The 21,718-nt window shown below is 66.5% G+C and carries 17 protein-coding genes and 1 tRNA gene; 5 read left to right on the top strand and 13 right to left on the bottom strand.

All coding sequences use genetic code 11. The annotated features are described in order from the left end of the window. The first annotated feature begins 2 nt into the window (after positions 1-2). The 4 genes from AC1DW0_RS21115 to AC1DW0_RS21130 all read left to right on the top strand — a co-directional run bounded on the left by AC1DW0_RS21115 (position 3) and on the right by AC1DW0_RS21130 (position 4,325). Positions 3-2,591, top strand: a complete 2,589-nt coding sequence (locus AC1DW0_RS21115) for a [protein-PII] uridylyltransferase (RefSeq protein WP_457324079.1) — start codon at positions 3-5, stop codon at positions 2,589-2,591. 103 nt (positions 2,592-2,694) lie between these two features. Further along, a complete protein-coding gene (locus AC1DW0_RS21120; RefSeq protein ID WP_056193386.1) occupies positions 2,695-3,486 on the top strand; it encodes a DUF2189 domain-containing protein in 792 nt (263 codons plus the stop codon). A gap of 3 nt (positions 3,487-3,489) precedes the next feature. Next, a complete protein-coding gene (locus AC1DW0_RS21125; protein ID WP_056193383.1) occupies positions 3,490-3,708 on the top strand; it encodes a DUF2788 domain-containing protein in 219 nt (72 codons plus the stop codon). Next, positions 3,705-4,325: a DUF6198 family protein gene (locus AC1DW0_RS21130; protein WP_457353234.1), complete on the top strand. Its 621-nt coding sequence runs from the start codon at positions 3,705-3,707 to the stop codon at positions 4,323-4,325. The genes AC1DW0_RS21125 and AC1DW0_RS21130 overlap by 4 nt, the downstream gene beginning before the upstream one ends. Before the next feature lie 3 nt (positions 4,326-4,328). On the opposite strand, the gene AC1DW0_RS21135 is transcribed toward AC1DW0_RS21130, so the two are convergent. The 4 genes from AC1DW0_RS21135 to AC1DW0_RS21150 form a co-directional block, all read right to left on the bottom strand. After that, the gene (locus tag AC1DW0_RS21135; RefSeq protein WP_457323617.1) at positions 4,329-4,904 is read right to left on the bottom strand and encodes a DUF3501 family protein; all 576 of its coding nucleotides are present in this window, start codon (positions 4,902-4,904) and stop codon (positions 4,329-4,331) included. Then, positions 4,901-6,250, bottom strand: a complete 1,350-nt coding sequence (locus AC1DW0_RS21140) for a heterodisulfide reductase-related iron-sulfur binding cluster (protein ID WP_477947789.1) — start codon at positions 6,248-6,250, stop codon at positions 4,901-4,903. The genes AC1DW0_RS21135 and AC1DW0_RS21140 overlap by 4 nt, the downstream gene beginning before the upstream one ends. Before the next feature lie 59 nt (positions 6,251-6,309). Next, positions 6,310-6,729, bottom strand: coding sequence for a rubrerythrin family protein (locus AC1DW0_RS21145; protein WP_477947790.1), 420 nt, complete (start codon positions 6,727-6,729; stop codon positions 6,310-6,312). A gap of 78 nt (positions 6,730-6,807) precedes the next feature. After that, the gene (locus AC1DW0_RS21150; RefSeq protein ID WP_477947792.1) at positions 6,808-7,698 is read right to left on the bottom strand and encodes an alpha/beta hydrolase; all 891 of its coding nucleotides are present in this window, start codon (positions 7,696-7,698) and stop codon (positions 6,808-6,810) included. Between the two features lie 62 nt (positions 7,699-7,760). Here AC1DW0_RS21150 and AC1DW0_RS21155 point away from each other — a divergent pair. After that, a tRNA-Ala gene (locus AC1DW0_RS21155) sits at positions 7,761-7,836 on the top strand. Between the two features lie 80 nt (positions 7,837-7,916). On the opposite strand, the gene AC1DW0_RS21160 is transcribed toward AC1DW0_RS21155, so the two are convergent. From AC1DW0_RS21160 to AC1DW0_RS21200, 9 genes are all read right to left on the bottom strand, one after another. Further along, positions 7,917-9,371 carry a glycoside hydrolase family protein gene (locus AC1DW0_RS21160; protein WP_457391841.1) on the bottom strand — a complete coding sequence of 485 codons (1,455 nt, stop codon included), beginning with the start codon at positions 9,369-9,371 and terminating at the stop codon, positions 7,917-7,919. A gap of 23 nt (positions 9,372-9,394) precedes the next feature. Continuing rightward, positions 9,395-11,047 carry a glycoside hydrolase family 43 protein gene (locus AC1DW0_RS21165; RefSeq protein ID WP_457391839.1) on the bottom strand — a complete coding sequence of 551 codons (1,653 nt, stop codon included), beginning with the start codon at positions 11,045-11,047 and terminating at the stop codon, positions 9,395-9,397. Between the two features lie 2 nt (positions 11,048-11,049). After that, positions 11,050-12,252, bottom strand: coding sequence for a glycoside hydrolase family 88 protein (locus AC1DW0_RS21170; RefSeq protein WP_457391837.1), 1,203 nt, complete (start codon positions 12,250-12,252; stop codon positions 11,050-11,052). 8 nt (positions 12,253-12,260) lie between these two features. Beyond that, entirely contained in the window at positions 12,261-13,526 is a 1,266-nt protein-coding gene (locus tag AC1DW0_RS21175; protein ID WP_477947795.1) for an oligosaccharide MFS transporter, read from the bottom strand. Between the two features lie 34 nt (positions 13,527-13,560). Continuing rightward, the gene (locus tag AC1DW0_RS21180) at positions 13,561-15,450 is read right to left on the bottom strand and encodes a glycoside hydrolase family 97 protein (protein WP_477947797.1); all 1,890 of its coding nucleotides are present in this window, start codon (positions 15,448-15,450) and stop codon (positions 13,561-13,563) included. 10 nt (positions 15,451-15,460) lie between these two features. After that, on the bottom strand, positions 15,461-16,387 hold the full coding sequence (locus tag AC1DW0_RS21185; RefSeq protein ID WP_457391832.1) for a carbohydrate kinase family protein: 927 nt from the start codon (positions 16,385-16,387) through the stop codon (positions 15,461-15,463). Beyond that, the gene (locus tag AC1DW0_RS21190; RefSeq protein WP_477947902.1) at positions 16,384-17,544 is read right to left on the bottom strand and encodes an AGE family epimerase/isomerase; all 1,161 of its coding nucleotides are present in this window, start codon (positions 17,542-17,544) and stop codon (positions 16,384-16,386) included. Before AC1DW0_RS21190 ends, AC1DW0_RS21185 begins: the two co-directional genes overlap by 4 nt. Positions 17,545-17,620: 76 nt before the next feature. Beyond that, positions 17,621-18,577: a hypothetical protein gene (locus tag AC1DW0_RS21195; protein ID WP_457391830.1), complete on the bottom strand. Its 957-nt coding sequence runs from the start codon at positions 18,575-18,577 to the stop codon at positions 17,621-17,623. Positions 18,578-18,756: 179 nt separating this feature from the next. After that, on the bottom strand, positions 18,757-21,660 hold the full coding sequence (locus tag AC1DW0_RS21200; protein WP_477947800.1) for a TonB-dependent receptor: 2,904 nt from the start codon (positions 21,658-21,660) through the stop codon (positions 18,757-18,759). Positions 21,661-21,718 lie beyond the last annotated feature (58 nt).

Below are 21,718 nucleotides of genomic sequence, written 5' to 3' on the forward strand. Positions count from 1 at the left end.
CCGTGGCCACGCTCGCCGAGCTCCGCCAGCAGTTCAAGGCGGGCAAGCAGACGCTGATCGACGACTTCCTGGCCGCGCGGCCCACGCAGGCCGGCGCCCAGACCCTGCTGCGCCGCCTGGCCCGCCATGTCGACGACGCGCTGCGCGCGCTCTGGGACGGTGCCGGCATGCCCGCGGGCTCCTGTCTTGCGGCCGTCGGCGGCTACGGCCGTGGCGAGCTCTTCCCGCATTCCGACGTCGACGTGCTCGTGCTGCTGCCCGATGGCGTCGAGGCCCATGTGCCCGGCCCGGTCAAGTCGGCCATCGAAGGTTTCATCACGGCCTGCTGGGACCTGGGCCTGGAGATCGGCTCCTCGGTGCGCACGCTGGGAGAATGCCTCAGCGAGTCCGAGGGCGACGTGACCATCCAGACGGCCCTGCTCGAGGCCCGGCCACTGGCCGGAGACGCCAAGCTGTTCAAGCTGATGGCCAAGCGCTTCATGGCGGCCATGGACCCCAAGGCGTTCTTTCGCGCCAAGACCCTGGAGAGCCTGCAGCGCCACACCAAGTTCGACGACACGCCCTACGCGCTGGAGCCCAACTGCAAGGAAAGCCCCGGCGGCCTGCGTGACCTGCAGATGCTGATCTGGATCGCGCGCGCGGCGGGCCTGGGCAAGACCTGGAAGGCCCTCAGCGCACGCGGCCTCATCACGCCCTTCGAGAGCCGCCAGTTGCAGCGCAACGAGGGTCAATTGACGCTGATCCGGGCGCGACTGCATGCGGTCGCCGGCCGGCGCGAGGACCGTCTTGTGTTCGACCTGCAGACCGCCGTCGCGCAAAGCTTCGGCTTCGAGAGCACGGCTTCGCAGCGGGCCTCCGAGGTGCTGATGCGACGCTACTACTGGGCGGCCAAGGCCGTCACGCAGCTGCACCAGATCCTGCTGCTGAACCTGGAGGAGCAGATCAATGGCTCCCAGCAGGGCTTGCTGCGGCCCATCGACGGCCACCCGGACTTCCTGGACCGCGGCCGCATGCTGGAGGTCGCCAGCGACGACCTGTACCAGCGCGACCCGCACGCCATCCTGCGCACCTTCCTGATCTACCAGCAGACGCCGGGCATCAAGGGCCTGTCGGCGCGCACGCTGCGGGCGCTGTACAACGCCCGCGGCCTGATGGACGCAGCCTGGCGCCGCGACCCGGTCAACCGGGCGACCTTCATGACGATGCTGCGCGAGCCCGAGGGCCAGACGCATGCCTTCCGGCTCATGAACCAGACCTCGGTGCTGGGGCGCTACCTGTGGGTGTTCCGCGCCATCGTCGGGCAGATGCAGCACGATCTCTTCCACGTCTACACCGTGGACCAGCACATCCTGATGGTGCTGCGCAATGTGCGGCGCTTCTTCGTGCCGGAGCATGCCCACGAGTACCCGTTCTGCTCGCAACTTGCCGCGCAGTTCGACACGCCCGAGCTGCTCTATATCGCCGCCCTCTTCCACGATGTGGCCAAGGGCCGCGGCGGCGACCACTCGGAGCTCGGCGCCACCGAGGTGAAGCGCTTCTGCCGCCAGCATGGGTTGAACGCGGAGGACACGGCCATGTGCGTCTTCCTCGTCGAGCACCACCTGACGATGTCGCGCGTGGCGCAGAAGGAAGACCTGTCCGACCCCGACGTCATCGCCGCCTTCGCCGCCAAGGTCGGTGACGTGCGTCGCCTGACGGCGCTGTACCTGCTGACTGTCGCCGACATCCGCGGCACCAGCCCCAAGGTCTGGAATGCCTGGAAGGGCAAGCTGCTGGAGGACCTCTACCGCATCACGCTGCGTGCCTTGGGTGGAGCCAAGATCAATCTCGACGCCGAGATCGAGGCACGCAAGGCCGAGGCCCGCCAGGACCTGGCCCTGCACTCCCAGCTTCCCGGTACCGAGGAGCCGCTGTGGAAGACGCTGGCCATCAGCTACTTCGCGCGCCATGAAGGCGCCGAGCTGGCCTGGCACGCGCGTTCGCTGTGGCGCCATGTCGAGACCCAGGTCCCCGTCGTGCGCGCGCGTCCCTCGCCCATCGGCGAGGGCTTGCAGGTCCTGGTCTACGCACCCGACCAGCAGGACCTGTTCGCCCGCATCTGCGGCTATTTCGACGGTGCCGGCTTCAGCATCCTCGATGCCAAGGTGCACACGACACGCAAGGGCTATGCGCTGGACACCTTCCAGGTCATCCGCCCCGAGGCCGACGTGCACCACCGCGACCTCGTGCCGCTGGTGGAGCAGAAGCTCAGCGCGGCGCTGCAGACCGGCGGCCCACTGCCCGAGCCGCGGCGCGGGCGCCTCTCGCGCCGCGTCAAGAGCTTCCCCTACACGCCGCGCATCTCACTGCGCCCGGACGAGCGCGCGACGGCCTGGTTGCTGACCATCTCCACCAGCGACCGCGCCGGCCTGCTCTACGCCATCGCCCGTGTGCTGGCGCGACACGGCATCAACCTGCAGCTGGCCAAGATCTCGACGCTGGGCGAGCGCGTGGAAGACACGTTCTTGCTCGACGGCCCGGCACTCCAGCAGAACAAGGCCCAGCTGCAGATCGAGAGCGAGCTGCTGGACGCGGTGTCGCTGCCGGCCTGACAAGCCCACCCCTACCGGCTTCGCTGCCGTGGCCGCCCAACGCAGCACAGCTTGAGCCGCATCAAGGCAGCCGGCGGCCGAGCACGCCACACTTGGCACCGCCATGCCCAACCGCTACAGCGAAAAGGCCCTGAGGGAGTCCCAGGCCTTCGGCGCCCGTCCCATTCCCGTGCTGCGCCCGCTGGGCTGGCTCGCGCGCGGCTGGCAGGACCTGTGGCAGGCGCCGCTGGCCTCGCTCGCCCACGGCCTGGTCATGGCCGCGTTCGGCGCCCTGCTCTTCGCGCTGGCGCGAGACCGCTTCTGGTTGCTGGCGGGCGCCTTCACCGGCTTCCTCATCATCGCGCCCATCCTGGCCACCGGCCTGTACGCGCTCAGCCGCGAGCTGGACCGGGGCGGGCAACCCGGCTGGCGCACGGTGCGCGACGCCTGGCGCCCGCGCGACGGCCGGCTCATCGTCTTCGGCGTGCTGCTGGCCTTCGCCGGCACGGGCTGGGTGCTGTGCTCCGCGGCCTTCGTGACCGGCTTTGCCGCCGACCCCATCCACAGCCCGCGCGACTTCCTGCTCAAGGTCGTGATGAACGACGAATCCCGGCTCTTCGAGACCTGGCTCATGCTGGGTGCGGTGCTCGCCGCGCCGGTTTTCGCCTCCACCGTCGTGGCCATCCCGGCGCTGGTAGACCTGCCTCCGCACAAGCTGGGCGTGCTCGGCGCGGTGTTCACGAGCTGGAAGGTCGTGCTGGCGCACCCCGCCCCCATGGCGCTCTGGGCCGCCCTCCTCCTCGCATTGACGCTGCTGGGCATGGCCACCGCGCTGCTGGGCCTGATCCTCGTCGTGCCTTGGCTGGGCCACGCGAGCTGGCACGCCTACCGCGACCTTGTCACCCGCCGGGACTGAACCATGTGGGGCTACACCGAAGCCGAGATCGCGCAGTTCGGCCTGACCTTCGGGGTTGGCGCCTTCATGCTCTACATGGTGTTCATCATCCTGCAGCTGGCGCGCGAGTCCAAGGCGGGTCGCTTCGGCACCTTCGTGCTGCTGCTGGGCCTGGGCTTCGGCCTTGTCGGCTTCGCGGCCAAGGGCGTCATCAAGTACTTCCTGTCCGGAGCCATCGGATGAAGCCGCCCTCTGCGGCAAGCCGCACCTTGAAGCACAGCCATTTCGAGGACGCCCAGGCCCTGCTCACCGGCACGCTGTTCGCCGCGCTGGGCGTGGCCCTGTTCAAGCAGGCCGGCCTGCTCAGTGGCGGCACGGTCGGCATCGCCTTCCTGCTGCACTACGCCTTCGGCTGGTCGTTCGGCCTGCTGTTCTTTGCCATCAACCTGCCGTTCTATGCGCTGGCCTGGCGTCGCATGGGAGCTGCGTTCACGGTGAAGAGCCTGCTGGCCGTCGCGCTGCTGGCGGCGCTCGCCGAGGCCTTGCCCGGCTGGCTGAGCATCAGCCAGCTCAACCCCTGGTTCGGCGCCATCGGCGGCGGGCTGCTCGTGGGCGCGGGGCTGATCATCCTGTTCCGCCACCGGGCGTCCCTCGGCGGGCTCAACGTGCTGGTGCTGTGGCTGCAGGAAACGCGCGGCTGGCGTGCCGGCTATCTGCAGGCCGGCCTGGACACGGCCATCCTGCTCGCCGCCCTGCCCCTGGTGCCGCTGGATCGCATCGGCCTGTCGCTGCTGGGCATGGCGGCCATCAACGCGGCCCTGGCCATCAACCACCGACCCGGCCGCTACGTGGCGACCTGAGCGTCAAGCCAGATCACCGGCAAGGCTGGCCAGTGTCTCGGGCGTGATCTGCACGTGTGCGGGGTAGTGGGTGTGATCGCAGCCGAGCTTCACGCTCGCGCCCGCCTTGAGCGCCTGCCGCATGGCCGGTGTCAGCTCGAAGCGCACGAAGTGCACGGCTGAGGTCTTCTCGTCGTTCTCGCGGTCCAGGTCCTCGTCGGCGATGGCATAGACGCGCGGCTGGCCCTCCACCTCGATGAACATCCGGTCCTCCACGCCGATCAGCCGCGCCAGCTCCCGCTTGCGTTCGTTGGGGTCGGGATATTCGATGAGGAGCGTCCCCTTCCAGTTCGTGCCGTCGGGCACCAGCGGCGCATAGGCATCGATCTCACTCTGGATACCCTCTTCCTCGAAGATCTTCTCGATGCGCAGCATCTCCTGGATCTGGTAGCGAATGGTGCGCTCGTCCTCGAACTGCAGGTTCAGGTGCTCGCCCAGCTGCACGCTGCGCAGCCGGCGGTGGGCGACGATTGAACCCTTCTCGGTCTTGCGGAACTTCGCATAGGCCTCCAGCGTCATCAGGCTGTCTTTGGTGATCATGGCAAGCCGTAAGCAGTACGCATCAAGGTCAGTGGGTGAGCCAGGGCCTTGGCCGGCGTGCCGGCCTGCGCCATGCCCTGGGCGATGTGGTGGCCGGCCAGCGCACAGTCGCTGGCGATGAAGTCGGGCTCGTCCTTGGCCATGGCCTTGAACACCGGCTTGCCGATCTTCATCGCGACCGGGTGAGTGGGCGTCTTCACGCCATAGGTGCCCGCATGGCCCGAACAGCGCTCGACGGTGTTGAGCTTGACCTCCACGCTCCGGCCGATCAGCCTGAACATTTCCTCGGTCTTGCGGCCGATCTTCTGCACCCGGCCGTGGCAGGGTACGTGGTATGACACCCTGCCCAGGGCTTGCTTGAAATCGGTCCGCAGCAAGCCGTCCTTGTGGCGGGCGACGAGGTATTCGAACGGGTCCCACATCGCGTCCTGCACGAGCCTCACCGCATCCTCCTCAGGAAACATCAGCGGCAGCTCCTGCTTGAACATCAGCGTGCAACTCGGGATGGCCGACAGGATGGCGAAGCCGTCCTTGGCATAGGGCGCCAGCGTGGCGATGTTGGCCGTCTTGTGCTTCTCCACCGTGGCCAGGTCGCCGAGCTCCAGCTTGGGCATGCCGCAGCAGGCTTCCTTTTCGACGAGGACATAGGGAATGGCGTTGTGCTCCAGCACCTTGAGCAGGTCAAAGCCGATGCCGGGCTCGTTGTAGTTGACGTAGCAGGTCGAGAAGATGGCCACCTTGCCCGGCGTGCGCTCGCCGTTGGTGACGACTTGCGTCTGCGCCTTGGGCGCGCTCCAGCGAAAGCGCTGCGTCGCCAGCGCCGGCAGCCAGGCATCAGGGTGCACGCCCAACTGCTTGTCCATCAGCTTGCGCGCGAACTTCGTGCGGTTCACGGCGTTGGCAACCTGCACAACGATGGGAATGCCGGCGAACTGGCCGTGCACGTCGGTGGAGGCCAGGAACTTCTCGCCGCCGCCGACCTCGCCCTTGCCGAATTTGATCGCCTTGGCACGCAGCATGGTGTGCGGGAAGTCGACATTCCACGGGTGCGGCGGCACATAGGGGCACTTGGTCATGTAGCAGAGGTCGCACAGATAGCACTGGTCAACCACCTTCCAGAAATCCCGCTTGTCCACGCCATCCAACTCGCCGGTCTTGCCCTCGTCGATGAGATCGAACAGCGTCGGGAAGCTCTGGCACAGCGACACGCAGCGCCGGCAGCCATGGCAGATGTCAAAGATGCGCTCCATCTCGTGGAGGCATGCCGCCTCGTCGTTGAACTCGGCGCTCTTCCAGTCGAGGGCGTGGCGAGTCGGCGCCTCGAGATTGCCTTCCCTGATGCTCATCGCGGCTCCTGGCCAAAAGGAAGGCGGCCGCTGGATTCAGCGGCCGCTCGATGGACCGCTCAGTCCACCAGTGCGTCCAACGCCTTCTGATACCGGTTGGCATGGGACCGCTCGGCCTTGGCGAGCGTCTCGAACCAGTCGGCGATCTCGTCGAAGCCCTCGTCGCGCGCCGTCCTGGCCATGCCCGGGTACATGTCGGTGTACTCGTGCGTCTCGCCGGCGACGGCCGCCGTCAGGTTCTGGCGGCTGCTGCCAATGGGCAGTCCGGTGGCGGGGTCGCCCACGGCTTCCAGAAATTCGAGATGGCCATGGGCATGGCCCGTCTCGCCTTCGGCCGTCGAGCGGAACAAAGCCGCCACGTCGTTCTGCCCTTCGATGTCCGCCTTGTTGGCGAAGTAGAGGTAGCGGCGGTTGGCCTGGGATTCGCCCGCAAAGGCGTCCTTCAGGTGCTGCTCGGTCTTGGAACCTTTCAAGCTCATCGCAGTCTCCGTGGGGTGGGAGACGGCGACGCTACTCCTGTGCGGCCACGCCCAGCCAATGGATAGCTTCAATGCACCTCATAGCAGGCCGCTATACCAGCGCAAACCGAGCAGCTGGCGCGCGAGTTGATGGGAGCGGCCCTGGGGGTCGGCCAGATCGTGCAGCACGGTGAAATGGTTGCAGCCTGGCAACTCTTCGCAGACCGGTACTGCGCGTGCGCCCCAGGCTTGGCGGATCAGCTGGTTCTGGCGCCGGTACTCCTCACTCTCCTGGGCACCGACGACGGCGAAAAGCGTCTGCGGCGAGCGCGGCGGCGGAAAGTGGATGGGGCTCAGCCGGCGCACGCTGGCCGAATCCAGCTGAAGATCGGTCTGCAGAAAGGGCACGCGGCGCAGCGACGCCAGGTCGTGCAGGCCCGACACCGACATTGCGCCCTGCACAAGGCGCCGCGGCAGGTCCTTGCCGACACGCTTCCAGTCGCAGCAGCTCAGCATCGCCGCCAGATGACCACCGGCCGAGTGGCCGACGAGGACGATGCGGCTGGGGTCGCCGCCATGCTCTGCCGCATGCCGCCAGGCCCAGGCCACGGCTGAAGTGAGCTGCATCGCGATGCGCTCGATGCTGACGCCCGGGCAGAGGTCGTAGTTCGGCACGACGACGAGGGCTCCTTCGTCCGTGAAGCCTGCGGCCAGGAAGGAATAGTCCGACTTGTCCAGGGACCGCCAGTAGCCGCCATGGATGACGACGAGAACCGGCGCGAAACCGCCGGCAAACGCCGGGTCGGGCGTGAAGACGTCCAGCGTCTGCTTGGGATCAGGCCCGTAGCGCAGATCCAGATGGCAGCTGGAGCGCTCGCGCACCAGCGCGGACGCCTGGGCCCAGCGCCCGAGGATGTCGGCACTGTCGGTCACACGCTGGCGGTTGTTGTACTGGGCCTCGAACCAGGCCGTCGGCTTGCGGGGCGTCATGGGCGAAGACGATAGCAGCCGACAACTGCCCATCAGCCAGGGCTATACTTTTTCGGTCGCGTGGGGGGGTAGCTCAGCTGGGAGAGCGCCGCGTTCGCAATGCGGAGGTCGGGAGTTCGATCCTCCTCCTCTCCACCACTCGCTACTTAATGCCTTGATTTTCAAAGCATTTTCTTCCCGTGGCGACGACGTTCTGCGGCCTTGGACAAGCGCTGCAATCAGCGGAACTGGACGCCCTCGACGAACTCGTTGATTTCAAGCGCGCCCATCTCCGGCCGGGTCAGCTTCTTGCCGCCCACAGTCACATTCTCGATCACGACATTCTTGACCTTGCGGTCCGCATTTCGCCCGGCAATCAAGGATGCGCTGGGCGAGCCCTTGCCTGAATAGTGGATGTTGCGCAGGGTGATGTTTTCAACGCCCTGCCCCGGGCTGGTGTTGTACTTGGCGGTATAGGCAATCTTCAAACTGAACAGTTTGCCCTCTTCGATGCGCTCGACGCGAATGTTCTCGAAAATCACGTCGCGTACCAGATTATCGTCTCCCGCCATGATGCCGAGTGCGCCTTCATATTCCGGGTCATCTTCGTCATGATCCAGAATGTCCAGGTTCGAAAATCGCAGTCGCTCCAGCACTTCAGCATTGGGATGCGCCGGGGAAGGCGTATTGCCATGGATGCCGATCATCACGGCGTGTGCAACGTCGGCCCACAATGTGGTTCTGCTCACGTCGACGTCCCGAGTATCTCCCCATATATCCCAGCGATGGTTATAGAAGGTCAGGCAGTCGTCCGACGTGCGGATGAAACCGTCGGTGATTGTTACCCGCTCGCAAGCAAAATGGCCCAAACCGTCTGACCATTTTCCTGCGCCGATGGCGCGGATGCTGCGCTCGCTGAGATCCTGCGAGTTGATGCATCGCATCGTGCCATGCGGCTGGTTGATGAAGATCGGGCCGTCGATGTCCACATGGCGCGAATTGCGTATCGTCGTCATGTCCACGCCGTCGAACAATCCATCGCTGACGACCTTCACATTCTCGACGCCGTCCAGGATGAGGGGATTCTTCAGGATGGCCGATCCGTGGATATAAACGGTGCTACCCGACCGCAGCCGGAATTCACCGCTGTGGATTCCAGGGCCGAAGAAGACGATTTTCTGGCTCAGGTCGGGCGCTTGGCCGGTGGAAATATCGTTGGACGTGCGGTCCGGGGTGGCCGGCATGTCCTTGCGAATCGCATGGCTGAAAACATGCAGGTTGTGCAAATGGTCGTCGTCGAACTCGACGCTGAGATTTTCAGGGTGTTGCAGGGTGACGTAGGCGATGCCATCTTTGACGACAGGTTTGATCCCTTTCGATTCGGGCCTGACGGCGACTTTCGAGAACAGGCCGTTGTTCTTCTGAATGGCCAGTTCGACCGTGCCATCGAAATTGAAGTTCACCATCGAAGCGTCGCTGGGTCTGTCCAGGTCGACTTTCACGTTGTATTCGTACAAGTCCTGCCACGCCCCCCCCGGGACCCTCACACGCACGGTGAAATCATCGTTGTGATGGGTGTAGCGGATGGGATTTGGGAACGGGTGCACCTGCAGTTCGTTCGGTCCAGCGTTGGCGGCAGCGAACGGCCACAGCAGGCAGATCAAAGCGCCAGCAAAAATCCGGATGAGATACATCGTTGTTCTTTCTCGGTTGTCGGCTAATACGGACCGGCGCCTGGCGCCGTCAATTCAAAACTCCGGACGTCCAGCCAGGAACCGCGCTTCTCGCCTACGGCGAAAAGCCCGACCTGCGTCCCCACCCAGCCGCCGCGCGTGACCGGGAATGCCGGCCCCGCCCTGACGAAGGTCTTGTGGTCGACGCTGTAGGCGAAGTTCACGAAGGCGCCTTCGTTCATGTACATGCGCAGTGTCAGTTCCTGAGGCGCCGGTGACAGGACCACCGTCGACTGCTCCTGGCATCGCGGACCGAAGGGCCCACAGACCGTCTGCACCAGTTCGTTCACCCCTGCCCTGCGCCGCAGGCCCAGCCAGGTGTACTGGATTGCATTGACGATCAGCCCGGCCCGGTCGCCGTCGTTGGCGTTGTCGAGCCGCAGCCGGGTCGTGACGAGGAAACGCGAAGCGGGCGCGCGCTGGGACAGGATGGCCGGCGAGGCGCGGACGAAGCCGTCGGCCTCCGGCGACGCGACGGTGAACAGCCGCAATCGCCCCGCTTGGGGATCGAGCTCGAACCAGCCGGGTTGCGGGTTGGCACTCCAGGTCCACTGCGGGGCCAGCGTCGGCGACTTGAAGTCGTCGCTGTGAGCCGGGGCGAAGGGGCCGTACCCCCGCACCGGTTTCCTGAACGTCATGACGGGCTCGCCCGTGCCCGGGCGCCGGCTCGGCTGGCCGATCAGGGGCCAGTGGTCCTTCCAGGTCATTGGCTGCAGGTGCACGACGCGCCCGTACGGCCCCTTGTCCTGGAAGTGCACGAACCAGTCCTTGCCGTCGGGCGCCGAAACCCACGCGCCCTGGTGCGGCCCGTTGACAGGCGTGTCGCCTTGGTCCATGACCTTGCGGACTTCATAAGGCCCCATCAGCGACCTGGACCGGAACACCGCCTGCCAACCCATCTCCACGCCGCCCGCCGGCGCGAAGATGTAGTAGTAGCCGTCGGCCTTGTAGAGCTTGGGGCCCTCCACGGTGTGATAGCCGGGAAAGTCCGCGCCGTTGATGATGTCGACGGCGGGCTCGTCCAGCATGCGCGTGGCGCTCGGGTCCATGCGCTGCAGCGTGACGAGGTTGTTCTTCCCTGCCCTGCTGAAGGCCCAGGCATAGGCCAGGTAGGCCTTGCCGTCGTCGTCCCAGAACGGCGCCGGATCGATCAGGCCCTTGCCGGCGATCAGCAGGCGCGGCGCGCTCCAGGGCCCGCGGAAGTTCTCGGCCTCCACCACGTAGATGCCGAAGTCCGGGTCGGGATAGAAGATGAAGAACTTGCCATCGCGATGCCGGATGGCCGGTGCCCAGACACCTTTGGCGTACTGCGGCTTGTTGAAGGTCTCGCGCGGCACGAGCTCTGGGAGCGCATGGCCTACCAGCGTCCAGTTCACCAGGTCGGGCGACTCCAGCAACGGCAGCCCGGGCACATTGGTGAAGCTCGACGCCGTCATGTAGAAGCGCTCGCCGACACGGATGACGTCGGGGTCGGAATAGTCGGTGTGCAGCACCGGGTTGCGATAGCGCCCATCGCCCAGGTCGGCGACCCAGGGCGCGCCCGGTTGAAGCCCCTGGGCCTGCGCCACGGTCCCGATCGTCGCTGCAGCCAAAAGGCCCGCCAGCGCACTGCGAAGCAATGACAAGGTCTTGTGCATGATCACCAGTAGGGCTTCCAGATTCGCGTCAGTCGGGCAAGCGCTTCGAGGTAAAAGTAGTCACCCCAGACGCAGGACTCGTCCACGCCGATGCGATTGGGCTTGTGATAGACGGCGTGCTCAAGCAGGCCCGCGCCGGGGACCGCATCCTTGGCGAAATAGCTCTCGGCCAGTGTCAGGATCATCCCGGTGGCCGCGTGCTCGTAGATGGAGCGGTGCGGGTCCAGCAGCGGCATCTGGCTCGCGAGCTCAAGCAGCCCGCAGGCGGCGATGGCCGCTGCGGAGCTGTCCCGTTCCTCAGGACCGTTCGTGAAGATCAGGTCCCAGTAGCAGATGCCATCCGCTGGCAGACGGTTGAGGAAGTAGTTGGTCAGCACCTGACCGAGTTCGATGAGGCGCGGGTCGTCGTTGTGCCGGGCCACCAGCGAGAAGCCTGCAATGCCCCAGGCCTGGCCGCGTGACCAGCAAGAGCTGTCCGCCACGCCCTGGTGCGTGTTGCCGCCGCGGGGGTGCCCGGTGTCGGCGTCGAAGAAGTAGGTGTGATAGGTGGAGCCGTCATCGCGGACGATGTGGCGCGCCGCCTGCTCGATGTGCCGATCGGCTGCCGCGCGATAGCGCAGGTCGCCGGTGACGTCCGCCGCCCAGTACAGCAGCGGCAGGTTGAGGTTGCAGTCGATGATCATGCGGCCGCGTTGCGCCGGATCGTTCAGGTCGCCCCAGGCCTGGATGATGCCGGCGCCGGCGTGGAAGCGCTCCATCAACAGCTGTGCGGCGCCGAGGGCCGCCTCCTTGGCCACGCGGCTGCCGGTGAGCTTGTAGCCGGCAACGCAGGACAGGCTGTACAGAAAGCCCAGGTCGTGGTGATTGGTGGAGATGCGGTCGCGCTGGCGCTCGAAGAAGCTGGCCACGTGGCGATCCGCCGCCTGCCGGAACTTGTCGTCGCCGTCGAGTTCATAGGCCAGCCAGAGCTGGCCGGTCCAGAAGCCGTTGGTCCACTCGGTGTTGCCCATCACGGGATACACGCCGCCCTGGCTGGACGGCTCGGGAAAGGCGTCGCCGAAGTGGTCGAGATTTCGTGCGACGGCAGCGACCGCCGCGGCGACGGCGCGCTCTACCCTTGTCTTGGCGGGCTGCTCAAGCCAGGCCTTGGGCAGGCGGTCGACGTGGAGGAACTCCGGCTTGGCCGGATGCAGGGACTCTCGCATGGGTGGGATCAGCTTGATGCTTTTGCGACATCGCCCGTCTGTTCGGGCGAGTCGTCAGGGTGAGACGGCGATCCTGTTTCCGCAGGGGTCGAAGACAGGCTGAAGGCCGACAGGACAAGGAAGCCGGCGCCAATCGCCGACAGCAGCAGGTAGGAGCTGGGGAAGCCGATCAGGTCGTAGCTCTTCCCCACGATGGGGGACAGCAGCGCCAGGCCGAGGGAGTGGCCGAAGCTGACGCCGACCATGTAGACCGTCGAGGCGAGCCGGTTGTCGAAGTGACAGGCGATGTAGCGGAACACCGAGACCACCAGGATCGGCAGCTCGATGGAGTGCAGCATCTTCATCACCGAGATGGACATAGGGCCGACGGCCATGCCCGAGCCGAAGATGCGCAAGACCATGATGGTCCCGGCCAGCAGCAAGCCGTTCTTCGCGCCGATGCGCCGCACCAGCAGCGGCGACAGGAACAGACCGCCGGCCTCGAAGAAGATTTGCAGCGAGTTCAGGTAACCGAACATCGCGGCGCCAGTCGCCTTGTCCGGGAACTGGGATGCGAAGTAGCTGGGGAACTGCTGGTCGTAGACGAGGTAGATGTTGGTGACCGTCAGCACGAACACCATGAAGCGCCAGAAGGCCTTGTCCCGGAACAGCGCCAGCGCATCGCTGAAGCGCAGCGCCTGCTCGCGGGTGTCGGTCGCCCCGTGCGCCGGCAGCCGCCAGAACGCCAGAATGGCCACCAGCACCAGCCCCGCAACCGACGCCAGCATGAAGTTGTAGTGCGGGTCGAGGTTGTAGAGCCGGCCGGTCATGAAGGCGGCCGACGCAAAGCCCAGCGAGCCCCAAAGGCGCACGCGGCTGTACTCGAACCCGTAGGCGCGGCCGATGCGGTCCACGTAGGACTCGATGGCGTAGCTGCCGGCCAGGAAGGTGATGCCCAGATAGATGCCGCCCACGGCCGCGCCGGCCAGCACGTTGGCCTTGAGCAGCGGGCCGTAGACATGGACCAGGAACAGCCCGGACGTCATGCACAGCACGCCCACCACCCACAGGATGTGCCTGCGCATGCCCAGCTTGTCCGAGAGGTAGCCGTACACGGGCTGCGAACACATCGCGGCGAGCGAGTTGGCCGCAAACACGATGCCCGTCTCGGTGCCCGACAGCTCCAGCGTCGAGCGCAGCCACAGCGCGAGCAGCGAGACGCTCATCGCCTGGGCGAAGAAGTACACGTAGACGAACGTGCTCAGGAAGCGGTAGTGGGACTGCTTGGGCGTCATGGCTTGCAATGAGGGGTACGAAAGACGAGCGGCATCAGCGTTCCGGACTGAGCCAGATCGCCTGGCCGCCGGACGCCGGCAGGTTCAAGGTCAACACATCGTCGGCGGCGACCTTGAGCATGCGGACGCTCACCTGGGTACGTGTCGGCACGGCGGCGTCGTCCGCATAGACCGTGGCGATGAAGCGCCGGCCCTGGGGCAGGAAGGACAGCGGCAGCTTGATGCTGCGGGCGTCGTTGTTCGTGATGCTGCCGACGAACCACTCGTCGCCCTTGCGGCGGGCGATCGTCACGCGCTGGCCGGGGTGGCCGTCGATCACCCGCGTCTCGTCCCACACCGTCGGGATGCGATCCCAGAAAGCCAGCTCGGGCTCGTCCTGCGACATCTCCGGCTTGTCGTACCAGTAGAGCGTCTGCAAGGGGCTGTAGTAGATGACCGCGAGCGCCAGTTGGTGGGCATGCGTCGTCTTGATGCGCGGGTCGTAATAGCAGATGGTGTAGTCCGCCGCGCCGGCCAGGAAGCGAACGAACGGCAGCACGGTGTTGTGCGTGGCATCCGGCATCTCCTCGTTGCCGCGGATGCCCTCCGCGGTCATCAGGTTGGGCCAGGTGCGCTGCTCCCCGGTCGGTCGCCAGTCGTCATGCACGTTGACCATGATGCGCGCCGCGGCGGCCTGCTGGATGGTCTTGTCCAGCCAGGTCGTCCAGCGGTGCGAGCCCACCTGGACGAAGCCGAACTTGACGCCTTTGACGCCCCAGTCGCGGTAGGTCTGGAACAGCGTGTCGGACTGGGCCAGCAGCGCCTGCTGGTTCACGTACAGCCAGACGCCGATGCCGCGCGCCTTGGCGTACTCGATGATGTCCGGGAGATCGAAGTCGGGGATGGCGACCCGGGTGGCGTCCGAGCCGAACGAGAACGCCGGGCCGTACCACTTCCAGTCGAAGAGGATGTACTGCAGCTGGTGGCGGGCGGCGAAGTCTATGTTCGCCTTGGCCGCGGCCGTCGTCTGCGTCATCACCCGCATGATCTTGCCCGGCTTGATCCATGACGTGTCCACGATCCGCGAGGGCGGGTTCAGGTTCAGGATGAAGTCGTTGTTCTCGATCAGCCTGCCCGGCGTGCGCGCAATCATGATGCCGCGCCACGGCGTGGCGAAAGGCGAGATGAGATCGGCCGGGTCATGCATGGCCGTCACCAGCGTGTCGGGTTTGGTCGCGCTCAGTTTGAACTTCGTGCGCGCGTAATCGACCATCTGCGCTTCGAGCAGCGCCAGGTACAGGCCGTTCGGCAACTCCAGCGTCAGCGGGCGTTCGGACTGGTCGGGCCAGTCGCGCAGCGGCAGCAAGCGGTAGGGTGCCTGCGCCCAGCCGTGGAACCAGGCCCGCGTGCCGGCAGGCAGCGCGAACTCGGTGTCCTCGCTGACGATCCGGTAGTAGCTGCCCTTGGGGTTCTCGGGGAAGGCAAAGCGCAAGGCCACGCCGGCGTCATAGGCCCGCAACTCGACGGACACGCGGTAGATCGGGTTGTCCTCCTTCACGAGGTCGACGCTCAGCGCCTGGTAGTTGTCGCGGATCTCCGCCCGTTCGCCGGTGACCGGCTTCCATGTCGAGTCCTGTGCGCTGCGGCGCGTGCCGACGACCTGGAGGTTCTCGAACCAGCGCGACCGGCGGTCGACGGGCAGCGCCATCGCGCTCTCGGACAGGTGGTTGTCGAGCTGGAGTTCCAGCAGCGACTCACGGATGACCGTCTCGCCTTCGTAGCGAACGCTGTAGTACAGCGCCCGCTTGCCGTCGGTGTCGGCCGTCTGCCGCAGCGTGACGGCGATCCGGCCGTCGGGCGACGTCAGCACTTCCTCCAAGCCGCTGGCACGCGCCTGCGTCAGGCTGCAGATCCACAGCGCGAGAACGAGGAAGAGTGGGCGCATGGGAACTCGCTCAGGCAAGGGTCGTGACGTCGACGGCCGGCACGAGGGCGGTCACCTGCTCGAGGGTCGGCGGTACGGCGCCGGGTCGCATGCAAGCCGCCGCACCGGCGGCGACTGCCATCCGCAGACGCTGGCCGCCGTCGGCGCCGGGCTGGCGCATGAGGGAGAACAACAGCGCGCTGACGCTCGCGTCTCCCGCGCCGATGGTGTCGGCCACCGTGACGACGGGCGCGGCTGCGCGCCAGGCGAGATGGCCGCAGTGGTACTCGGCCCCCTCGGCACCGCGCGTCAGCAGCACGCTGGCCCGCGGGTTCAGCGCGCGCAGGCTATTGAAGGCCGAGGCCGTGTCCCTGGTACGGAACAGCCCTTCGAGGTCTTCGTCGGACACCTTGATGACATCGGCCAGCCCCGCCATTGTCCGCAGCGTCGCGTCGTAGCGCCCGTCCATCGGCTTGCGGTAGTTCGGGTCGTAGCTGATGGCCACGCCTTGGGACTTCAGCCAGATCGCCATTTGAATGAGCCGGTCCGCCAGCGGCTGACGCGCCAGGCTGATGCCGCCAAAGTGCACGTAGCGCACCTCGCGCTCCCAGCCGGCCGGGAGCGCCTCGGGCGCAAAGTGCAGGTCGGCACTGTCATCGCCGATGAAGAAGTAGTCCGGCGGCGAGGTCTCGTGGACCATGGCCAGCAACGGCGCCTTGTCACGCCGCTGGATGAAGCGCATGTCGAGCGCCGCCAGCCGCGCGCCCTCGGAAAGCGCGCGGCCGAGCACATCGGTGGACACGGCGCCGGCGAAGGCGCTCCCGACGCCCAGCCGCGCCATGGCGCGCGCGACGTTGAAGGCCGCACCGCCGATGCGGCTGCACCAGACGTCCGGGCGCTTCTGGATCATGTCGGTCAGGGCCTCGCCGGCCGAGACGAACTCGGGCAGCGCGCTCATGCCGCCGCTCCCAGCACGTTGAGCGCCTCGTAGCACGCGCCCATGGTGTGATAGTCGGTCTTGCCCGCGGGGCTCTTCTCGTCGCTGAGCTTGCGGTTGTCGCGGCTCAGGATGCGGAACCAGGCGCCGTGCTGGTGGTCCACCATGTGGGCCCAGCTGTAGGCCCAGATGCGGTCGTACCAGTCCCAGTACATGGCGTCGCCCGTGCGCGCCGCCAGCAGCGCCGCCGCGGCCAGGGACTCGGCTTGCACCCAGAAGTATTTGTCGCCGTCGCAGATGACGCCTTGGGGATCGAAGCCGTAGGCAATACCGCCGTGGGCCGGGTCCCACGCTTGCGCCATGGCGTCATCGAACAAGGCCGTGGCACGGGGCAGCAGCCAGCCCGCGGGCTGGGCAAGGCTGGCGGCGTGCCGGTCGAGGATGAGCAGCAGCTTGCACCACTCCGTGAAGTGGCCGGGCTGGTAGCCCCAGGGGCGGAAGAGGTTGGCCTTGTCGTCGAGGCTGTAGCTCCAGTCGACTTGCCAGTCCTCGGTGTAGTGCTCCCAGATGCGGCCGCCCGCAAGGCCTGCCTGGCGGACGGTGATGTTGTGCGCGATCAGCTCCGCGCGATGCAGATAGCGGAGCTCGCCCGTCGCCTCGTAGGCGGCGATCAGCGCCTCGCAGGAGTGCATGTTCGCGTTCTGGCCACGGTAGGTCGACAGCGTCTGCCAGTCGGCCGTCACCTGGTCGGCGTAGAGGCCGCTGGCGGGCTGCCAGAAGCGGCGTTCCATCAACTCGAAGGTCTCGGACACATAACCGCGCGCCTCCTCGACGCCAGCGGCCAACGCATGCGCGTAAGCGAGCAGGACGAAGGCCAGGCCGTAGCAGTGGTTGTCGCCATCCAAGACCTCCTTGGTGCCGTCTGCCCATTTCAAAAGCCAGGTGTAGCCCCCGGTGGCCGGGTCGCGGTGCACCTGACGGAGGAAGTTCAGCCCGTGGTGGACCGCCTCGACGTACTCCGGGCGGTCGAAGTGCCGGCAGGCCATCGCGTAGTTGAAGACGAAGCGCGCGCTGCTGACCAGGTGCCGGGTCTCGGCGTCGTACACGCGCCCGTCGTCACGGAAGAAATGAAAGAAGCCGCCGACCGGATCGACGCATCGGGGGTGATAGAAGCGCATCGTCTGGTCGACGTGCTTCAACAGGAAGTCTCTGCTGCGAAAAGATGGGGTCACGCTCGGTCCCGGTTCGACGAGTTCATGCGTTCTGACGGCGGCTGCTGCTCGCGGCAATCCGGTAGCGCGTCTTCCACGGGCGGCCCGCTTCCAGGCGGATGCCCAGCCGGTCCGCCAACGCATGGCCTTCAGGGGCCCGGGCGACGCGGCCGAGGTCAAAGAGGCTGTTGACCGGCTCGGCACCGAGCGCGACATGCCTGCCCTGCCACGGCGGGTGCTGCCGCCCGCGGTTGCTGATCCATAGCATCAGGTCGGGGAAGTCGGCGGTGTCCCACGACAGCGCCACGGTGGCGTCATCGTCCAGATAGCGCAGGCGCAGCGGTGCCTCGCCCGCGCTGGATTTCAATCCGCGCACCTGCAGCAGTTCCTCGGCGTCGCCCAGCAGCGGCAGGCGGCTGAGGTCCACCGGCCCGTTCACACCCTGCATCGCGGCCAGGTGCTCGCTGCGCTGGTCGGGAAGCAGATGGCTGGCGCCGCCCGTGCTTCGGCTGGGATACGCAAAGATGCCTTCATGCGCCCCCAGCTCGACCTGCAACCGCCCTGCCCGCTCGGGCAGGCGGAAGGTGGGGTGCAGGCCCGCGGGCAACAGCACGCTGCGCCGCGGATGGACCACCAACTCCACGTCGAGGGCGGCCATGCCGGCAACGGCTTGAACGCGCCGCTCCAGGCGTGCCACGGGTGACGGGTCGGGATAGTCGATGGCCAGATCGACACGCCGCGCGTCGGCGTGTTCGCAACGCCAGGGGTGGTTGGCGCCAAAGCCGTGCGGCCACGCGTCGTCGGGCGCAAGAACCTGCCAGTTCAACGGCAGATCCGCCGGCGCATCGGTCCGCCCGAAAGGCACACAGGGCCACTCGCCGCGGAGCCGACGAAGGATGCCGGGAAGCTCACGCGCTTCAGCCGTGCCAGCCCAGGGCGCGACATGCATGACCTGGAGATGTCGAGAGTCGTCGAGACGAAATTCGACCGGCCCCAGCATGGCGCCCAGGGCCTGAACGCTTGCGCTGCCGAAATCCCATTGGATTCGCCACGAAAGCTGATCCGTCGTCTCTGGTGGTCGATGGGTAGGTTGCATGGAGGGTCCGTGGTCGCCCGTCGCCAACCGCTCGGAGCTGCATCACGCAGCATCCGAACCGTTGAAGGCGACCGAAGGCGGCGTCAGTCGAACTTGTAGCGCAGGCCCACCAGGAAGGCACGGCCGTTGTCGTAGTGCTGGCGCTCCAGGCCGGTGGCGTAGGCACCGGGTTCGCCGACGTAGCGGTTCAGGCCGCGGTTCGTCAGGTTCATGGCGTTGACCGTCAGCGCGAGGTTCTTGTTCAGGTTGTAGTTGAACGCCGCGTCGAGGATGCCGTAGGCGCCGATGTAGCGGCCATCGATCGGGTTGGTGGACACGCCGAAAAGCACCTGGTCGGAGCGCCAGGTATAGGTCAGTCGGGCCGACATCGTGCTGTCCTCATACATGCCCGCCAGCGTGTAGTTGCGCTTGGACACGAAGGCCTGGCTGGCATTGACGATGCGTGGCGCCGCCGCGGAGCCGAAGTTGACCGGGATCGACGTCGTCACATAGGTATAGGACGCCGACATGCCGAAGTTCTGCAGCCAGCCGGCATTGGCGTCGAAGAAGTACTGGCCCGACAGTTCGGCACCGCGTGCATAGCCCTTCAGCGAGTTGACCGCCTGGGTCACCGCCCACTGGCCGTTGGTGCAGCCGTTGTTGATCGTGCCGGTGTAGGCCTGGCCGAGCGTCTGGCAGCTCAGGATGACGTTGGGGGCGTCCTTGATCTGCTTGTCGAACAGGCCCAGCGCCACGTAGTTGGTGGGCGTGAAGTAGCGCTCCAGGCTCAGGTCGAGGCTGTCGGCCACCTGCGGGCGCAGGTCGGGGTTGCCCAGGCCCACCGTGCCATTGGTCGTGTTGAGCGTGCCGCCCGGGCTCAGGTCGCCGATGGCCGGGCGGGTCATGCCGCGGCCGTAGCCGAAGCGGGCCAGGAAGTCCTTGCTGATCTCGCCGATGACGTTGAGCGAAGGCAGCGCATTGGTGTAGGAGGTGTTCTTCACGACATCCACCAGCGACGCGCCCGCCTGGCGAGCCTGGATCTCGGTCTGGGTACGCACCAGGCGCAGCCCGACGCTGCCGCGAATGCGGTTGTCCAGGGCCGAGAACTCGCCCAGCGCGTAGGCCGCATAGGTGTGCTCGTCGAACTTGCGGCGGTTGACGGCGTTCTCGGGCAACGCGTTGTCGGCGGGGATGCCGGCGTTACCAAAGGCCGTGCGCACCTGGTCGCCCAGCAGCGCGTCGGGCGAGTAGACGAGGTAACCGCCCGAGTAGCCGGTCGTGTAGCCCATGAAGTTGCTGGGCGCCGCCTGCACGACGCCCGGCATGGCGCTCACCAGGATCTGATTGGCAACGGTGCGGCCGGCGCCGTCGGTGGTCAGGTTCTTGCCACCGTAGGAGAAGCTCTTGTTCAGGTCCTGCTGGTTGGCGGCGCGCGCGCCGAACTTGATCGTCGTGAAGAAGCCACCGTCCAGCTCGTACTCGCCGTTCAGCGCGGCGGCATAGCCCTTGTCGTTCCAGGTCTGGCGGTTGCCGTTGCCGTAGTTGTTGAACACCCAGGTGGCCGGGTCTGCAAAGCTCGGGCCGTTCGAGAAGGTGAGCTGGTGCGGCTCGCCGTCGGCGACGCGCGTGGTCGACCAGGTCAGGCCAGGGGCCGAGACGAGTTGCACCGAGCGGTTGTCCACGCTCTGGTCGGCCTTGATGTAGCTGAAGTCGCCCTTGAGCAACAGCGCCGGGGTGGGCCGCCACTCCACGCCGGTGGCGGCGATCCAGGTCTTGTAGGGGTGGTTTTCATCGCCGCCGGTGGTGGTGGCGGTGGAATCGAGGAAGTTGCCGCTCAGCACCCGCTTGGTCAGCAGCACGTCGTCGCTGCCGCCGTTCAAGTTGCGGTTGGCCAGGCCTTCGGTGAGGTTGAAGGCCGTCGTCTGCAGGTTCTGCACATTGCCATTGCCGCCGTTGCCCACGCCGCCGTCGATCGAATTCAGGCCGCGGTAGTTCTGGTGGTAGAGGTAGTAGTTGTAGTTGGCGTCAACGTAGAAGCGCAGCGTGTCGCTCTTGCGGTAGTCGGCTGCCAGGTTGAGGCCCTTGCGCGTGCGCATGATGGTCTCTTGGAAGACGTTGGTCGTCAGGCCTGGCGCGGCGACCAGATTGGCGTCCTGGCCCGAGGTGGTGGGCAGGGTGGCGCCGACGCCGGTCAACAGGGAGACGTCGCTGCGACCGACGTACTTCTGCAAGGCCCTGTCCGTGCTGTTGCCGGTGTTGGCGGCCGCGAGCGTCGCGTACTCGGCGCTGTCGGCACGCACCACGCGCTTGAGGTTGATGCCGCCGTTGGCCGGGTTGTTGTCGGAGCGGCCGGTGCTCTTCTGGTAGACGCCGGCAATCATGGCGCCGATGCGCTCGCCGCCGCCCAGGTTCCAGCTGTTGGCGGCCAGGCCCGAGACCTCGGGGTCGAGCTTGTTGGCCAGGTCGTTGTAGCGGCCATTGGCGGCGAAGCTGTAGGTGGGCTTGCGGAAATCGCTGGGCTTGCGGGTGCGGATGTTGACCAGGCCACCGATGCCGCCCTCGATGTGTTCAGCCGACGGGTTCTTGAACACGTCGATGCCGGCCACCATCGCAGGGATGGCGCCTTCGACGTTGAACTCACGGGCGCCGGCGGTGAAGTAGGCGCGGCCGTCCACCTGCGAGGCCGTCTGGTTGGCCAGGCCGCGGATGGTCAGGCCCGAGCCCACGCCGACGGGCGACGCGCCCTCGCCGCCATAGCGGTAGCCCTGCACGCCGGGGATGCGGGTGAGCGTTTCGGCAACGTTGGAGTCCGGCAGCTTGCCGATGTCTTCCGCCGTGATGGCGTCGACGACCTCCATGGCGTTTTTCTTCACGGCCACCGACGACTGCGCACTCGCGCGGATGCCGGAAACGACGACGGTTTCCAGCTTGTCTGACTGGGCATAGGCCTGGCCGATGGCAAGGGCGAGCAGGGAAATTTGCAGTGGAAGGGCCACGATCTTCTTCATGATTGGTTTTCCTTGAGGTCGGTTGTTGGTTTGATGCGGCGCTTTCTGGGGCCCCAGG

Source organism: Roseateles sp. P4_D2, assembly GCF_056401875.1.